The sequence below is a fragment of the Shimia marina genome (assembly GCF_001458175.1).
GTDB classification, from domain to species: domain Bacteria; phylum Pseudomonadota; class Alphaproteobacteria; order Rhodobacterales; family Rhodobacteraceae; genus Shimia; species Shimia marina.
Genome location: NZ_CYPW01000033.1, coordinates 1 through 5,026 on the forward strand (window position 1 = coordinate 1; position 5,026 = coordinate 5,026).

The window sequence follows — 5,026 nt, forward strand, 5'->3', positions numbered from 1 at the left end:
CCGCTCAGCAGGCCTTGACCGCAACCTAATCACAAGAAAGAAACAGGAACGGATTCTACATCCAAACGGCCCGGATCAAGGGGCTGGGTCAAATACCTTTGCCGCGACATGCTTCATCAACACAGATCTGATCAAGCTCGACATGCTTGCTCGCATGGAGAAAGGGTGTTGCAGGACGGGTGATTGGCAGCGCCAGTAGGAACCCGCAAATCCGCCCCTCTTCTTCCGCCACGAAAATAAGACCACCTTCCTCTAAACGATCCGCAAAGAATCCCAAAACCTCTTCGGCCTTGGCGTCTCCTCTGTATTGCTTCGGGTGTTCAGCTTCGTGGATAGCATTCACTTGCCGTGAGAGCGGCAAGAGCTTGGCAAGCTCATCTTGCTCCAGATGTCTTATCATAAAAAAACCTCCAGTGTTGCACCGGAGGTTTTGAATTGCCCCCGACAAATTGCGCGGGGAAATCTTTCCGGGCGCGGCTTATGCGCGCTCGGCATATTCCATTGTTTCTGTGTTCACGACGATATCCTCGTCTTGTCCAACAAATGGCGGCACCATAACGCGCACGCCATTATCAAGCACTGCCGGCTTGAAAGAGTTCGCAGCGGTCTGACCTTTCACCACAGGCTCTGTCTCGACGATTTTACAGATCACTTTCTGAGGGAGCGTCGCATTGAGCGCTTCAGACTCATAAAACTCCACCACGATGGTCATACCATCTTGGAGAAACGGGCGGCGCTCGCCCAACAAATCCGCAGAGATCTGGTTCTGATCATATGTTTCAGTGTCCATGAAGATCAACATGCCGTCATCTTCATAGAGAAACTGCTGATCTTTCTGTTCAAGACGCACACGTTCCACTTTGTCCGCAGACCGGAAACGCTCATTCAACTTGGAGCCATTGCGCAGATTCTTCATCTCGACCTGCGCAAAGGCACCGCCCTTGCCAGGCTTCACGTGATCGACTTTCACAGCAGCCCACAGGCCACCGTTGTGCTCCAGAACGTTACCTGGACGAATTTCGTTACCGTTGATCTTGGGCATGTAGATAAAACCTAGACAAAAAAGGTTGATCGGATGTTTTGGCATCCTATATCTGCCCGGTCGGCAGGTGGCAAGACAACCTGTCTTACGGGGATGGCAAACGCGACGCCATGCAAATTAAGCATAGAAGCTATGCATATGTGGGCTACCCGAATCAAGTATAATGCGCCATAAGGAGCGCCACGCCGAAACACAAGAGCAATAACACAAGGACGACGAGATGACCGATTTCGTTGATGCAGCGGCTTACAACAACGAACAAGGCAACCGTGCGCGCAAGCTTTTTGCTGCCGTTGTCTTAGCTGCGCTGGATGATGCCATTGCTGATGACAAGAAGTATGGCAACGGCCCGGAACAAATCGCCCGCTGGGCGCGCTCCCGTGACGGCCGCGAAGTGCTTTCCTGCGCGGGCATCGACCCAAATGAGCGTGTGGTCGAAGGCCTCATGGAATTCGTAGGAAAAGGGATTCGTACCTCCGTAGCACTGTCTCGCGAGGAAAGTGAGCGACGTAACGCTGCTGCTCAAGCAGAGGCTGCGTAAAAAAGCGCTTCCCCTCTGCTGAAAACAAAAAGCGCGCTCTAAATGAGCGCGTTTTTTGTTTGAGATCTAAAAATCAAGCAGGTTGCAAACCTGCATTGAGCAAAATCTAACCAAGATCATGGGCAGCTAGTGCGCGATGAATCTCGCGACGCACGAGCTTTCTTACGTTCCGTGTAATACGCTCGCCAAGCGCGCCCTGTAGTTCTTGCCGAACGATATCAGCCACCATTTCGCGCAACATGGCTTCATCAATTTCGGCAGCCTCTTCGATGGGCAACGCAAAATCGGTGCTGTCTGCCACATCAGAAGGCTGCACCACCTCATTCGCAAGACTTTCAGACACGTCAGCAACAACCGCTTCTGAAAACCCACCCTCATCCTCTAACGACGTTTCCACATCTTCTGCTGAAGATTCCTCGCGGAACTGATGTATACGGGCTTCCAAAACCTGCTTGAAATCAAAAGGCTGATCCTCATCAACCCGTTCTTCTTCCCCATTTATATCGGAGACGTCAGCTGATATTTCAGCCTCCAAAGCCATCTGAGCATCTTGCTCGGTTTCGACCTCACCAAGCTTGAATGAGAAAGAGCCTTCTACCTCCTCACCGGCCAGAACCTCCTGAGGCGCATCCGCAATAAAACTATCCTCAGTCGTATCCGGCTCGCTCTGCTTTAGCTCCGCAACGCCACTGTCTTCCAGAGGCTCCTCATCGATCCGCAGAGCAGGCGTGAGCACCAATGCTAAAGGCTCTGACTGATCAGGCTCGCTTATTGAACCTGCAGCACCAGCTTCTGGATGAGCTTCAATCTTTTCGTCAGCATCGTTCAACGGCCGATTTTCTGAAACCAGCCGCCGAATGGACGTCAAGACATCCTCTATTTCCGTGTTCGTTACTGGATCAGACATTTAGTACCACCGGTTATTCAGTTAGCCTGAGTGTAGCGACAGCAGGCTACCCATACAACAGATAGGAAAAATGTTATTCTTTCCCAATTGCTTTAAGCACACGATCAAGTTTTTGACCTTGCTCAGAGCGCAAAGCAGGCGCGTTCTTTACCAAATTATAGTAGGCTTCAGGATCATACCGCTCTACCCGCAGATTAAGGTAGTCCACAGTCAACAGCCCCATCGAAGACAGCACGCCATATGCCGCTACGATCTGCAGCGCTTGCGCCTCAATACGATCAGCTTCCGCATCCAATAGATCCTGCTCAGCGGTCAAAACATCCAATGTCGTACGTGCGCCCAGCTTGGCTTCTTCACGAACCCCTTCAAATGCGATACGCGCGGCTTCTACCTGGCGCACGCTGGCCTGAATTTGAGAGCCCGACGCAAGGAAGCGTGCCCAGGCAGTGCCAGCCTGTTGTCGAATATTGTGACGCACCACGTGCAAGTTACCGCGCTCGGCATCTCGCTGCGCCATGGTCTGGCGCAGCAGCGCAGAAAGCCGTCCGCCTTGATAAATCGGCCCACCCAGCTCAATCGCCACGCTGGCGCTGTCGGCAAATTGTGAAGAATCAAATTCGCGGCGCGTTCCAACGCGAGACTTGAGATTTATGCTCGGCCCCATAGCAGCACGCGCGCGCTGAACGTTTAATTCAGCAGCTGAAATTTGAAACTGCGCTTGAAGCATTTGAGGATGGGACCGCACAGCAACCGCTTTGGCCTCATCAATCGAGTTTGCCGCCTTAGGCAGGCTCCTGGGCGTCACAAGGTTACCAGGGCGCGCTCCAACCGCTGCTGCGTAAAACTCTTTGCTCGCCTCTAAATCCCCCTGCGCAGCAGCCAATTGCGCCCGTGCCCCCGCCAGGCGGGCCTCGGCCAACGCCACATCTGTTCGCGTGACCTCGCCAACCTCAAAACGATCCTGCGCAGCCTGAAGTTCGCGTTCCAAAAGGCGCAGGTTGTTCACGCGCAGCTTGACGATTTCATCGTCCGCGACAACGTCCATAAAGGCCTGAACGGCATTGAAAAGCACCGTTTGTTCAACAGAAATCAAGCCTTGGCGTGTCGCTAGAACGGTTTCTTTCGCCGCCTCTGTCGCCAGCTTGGATTGACCATTATCAAACAGCAAGAGGTCCAGCGAAACACCGATACCTGCAAAACGATCTTGGCTCAGGCGTGTAACCCCCGTCAAATCACTGTCGGAGTACTCATAGCTCACATTGCCAAACCAATTGATGATTGGGCGCAAGGCCGCAATAGAAACAGCGACGTTTTCGTCAGCAGCGCGCAAAAGCGCGCGGTTCTGCTCAAGCAGACCACTATGCTCATAAGCTGTGGCCAACGCATCAGACAAAGTCTGGGCCTGAGCCGCCGCGACCGAAGCCACCGACACTGTCAGAGCAAGTGCGCCGCGGCGCAGTGTTTTTTGAACCTTCTGGAACATGGCTGCTGCCTCCTTGGACGAAGCTTGAGAGCTCCGCACCTATTTTATAGTTCGAATTCTTTTACTGCCTCAAAACCTGGCAACACAGGTGCTGCCGCATTGAACGCAAAGTTCCAATTGATCTCACCATCGATCTTGTAGCCGATGCGCACAACCCCCAAAGCACCTTCCATGAACAATACCGCGATGCGCCCACCTTCTTTGAGCTGCTCCAGCAGCGCAGCGGGAAGCATGCCAACACCACCTTGCAACAAGATCACGTCGTAGGGGCCATGCGGCGCAGCGCCCTCCTCCAGAGGGCCACAGTGCACAACAGCATTGTCAGCTCCATGCTCCGTCAACGCCGCCTGCGCTTCATGCGCACGAGCTTCGTCGTTCTCCACCGCAATTACGGCTTCCGCCATTCTTGCGATGACCGCAGCGGAATACCCCAACCCTGTGCCGACATCTAAAACCAATTCACCGCTCTGAATGTCCAGCGCGTCAAGTATCTTTGCCAGCGTACGTGCGTCCAACACAACCCGATTGGCCTCAAGTGGTACAAGCGCATCAACGTAAGCGGCGTCCCTTGCATTGCTTGGCACAAATGCCTCACGAGGCACAGTCAGCATCGCTTCAATGACGGTGAATTTCGTTACATCAGATGGTCGAACTTGTGTATCGACCATAGTGGTGCGGAGAGTTGCGTAGTCGGTCATCGATATCCCATGAGCTCAGGCACATATGCGGTTGTCTTGCCACAACTCTCTTGAGTGGGCAACGTCTCGAACACCTGTTTCTAAAAAGCTGTGGCAACGGTGCGCGCTTTATCGGGCCAAATTGCGAGATTTCCCCTTCGCTGCACACATCCACGCAATAAACAAAAAAGGACTTGCGCCCAAATCAATTTCGTCCCATTTATGCGCCACTTTCGGGGCATGCCCCACACCACGGATGGCGAGTTGGCGGAGTGGTGACGCAGCGGATTGCAAATCCGTGTACACCGGTTCGATTCCGGTACTCGCCTCCATTTAAAATCAATCACTTACATCACTCCTTGCCGTGTTTGAGGCC

Annotated in this window: 6 protein-coding genes and 1 tRNA gene; 2 read left to right on the plus strand and 5 right to left on the minus strand. The window is 53.3% G+C overall.

Features of this window, described 5'->3' with window-relative positions; translation table 11 throughout:
- Positions 1–88 precede the first annotated feature (88 nt).
- A complete protein-coding gene (locus SHM7688_RS17285) occupies positions 89–400 on the minus strand; it encodes a GNAT family N-acetyltransferase (RefSeq protein ID WP_058241211.1) in 312 nt (103 codons plus the stop codon).
- A gap of 78 nt (positions 401–478) precedes the next feature.
- Positions 479–1,042, minus strand: coding sequence for an elongation factor P (gene efp / locus SHM7688_RS17290; protein ID WP_058241216.1), 564 nt, complete (start codon positions 1,040–1,042; stop codon positions 479–481).
- Between the two features lie 220 nt (positions 1,043–1,262).
- On the opposite strand from efp, the gene SHM7688_RS17295 reads away from it, so the two are divergent.
- A complete protein-coding gene (locus tag SHM7688_RS17295; RefSeq protein ID WP_058241212.1) occupies positions 1,263–1,583 on the plus strand; it encodes a DUF6280 family protein in 321 nt (106 codons plus the stop codon).
- 106 nt (positions 1,584–1,689) lie between these two features.
- Here the strand turns inward: SHM7688_RS17295 and SHM7688_RS17300 are convergent, their stop codons facing one another.
- The 3 genes from SHM7688_RS17300 to SHM7688_RS17310 form a co-directional block, all read right to left on the minus strand.
- Positions 1,690–2,490, minus strand: a complete 801-nt coding sequence (locus SHM7688_RS17300; protein WP_144432625.1) for a hypothetical protein — start codon at positions 2,488–2,490, stop codon at positions 1,690–1,692.
- A gap of 73 nt (positions 2,491–2,563) precedes the next feature.
- Positions 2,564–3,973, minus strand: coding sequence for a TolC family outer membrane protein (locus tag SHM7688_RS17305; RefSeq protein ID WP_058241214.1), 1,410 nt, complete (start codon positions 3,971–3,973; stop codon positions 2,564–2,566).
- 44 nt (positions 3,974–4,017) lie between these two features.
- Complete coding sequence (locus tag SHM7688_RS17310; RefSeq protein ID WP_058241215.1) at positions 4,018–4,671, minus strand: protein-L-isoaspartate O-methyltransferase family protein; 654 nt, start codon at positions 4,669–4,671, stop codon at positions 4,018–4,020.
- Positions 4,672–4,908: 237 nt separating this feature from the next.
- Between SHM7688_RS17310 and SHM7688_RS17315 the strand changes: the two genes are divergently transcribed.
- Positions 4,909–4,982: transfer RNA gene (locus SHM7688_RS17315), tRNA-Cys, on the plus strand.
- Positions 4,983–5,026 lie beyond the last annotated feature (44 nt).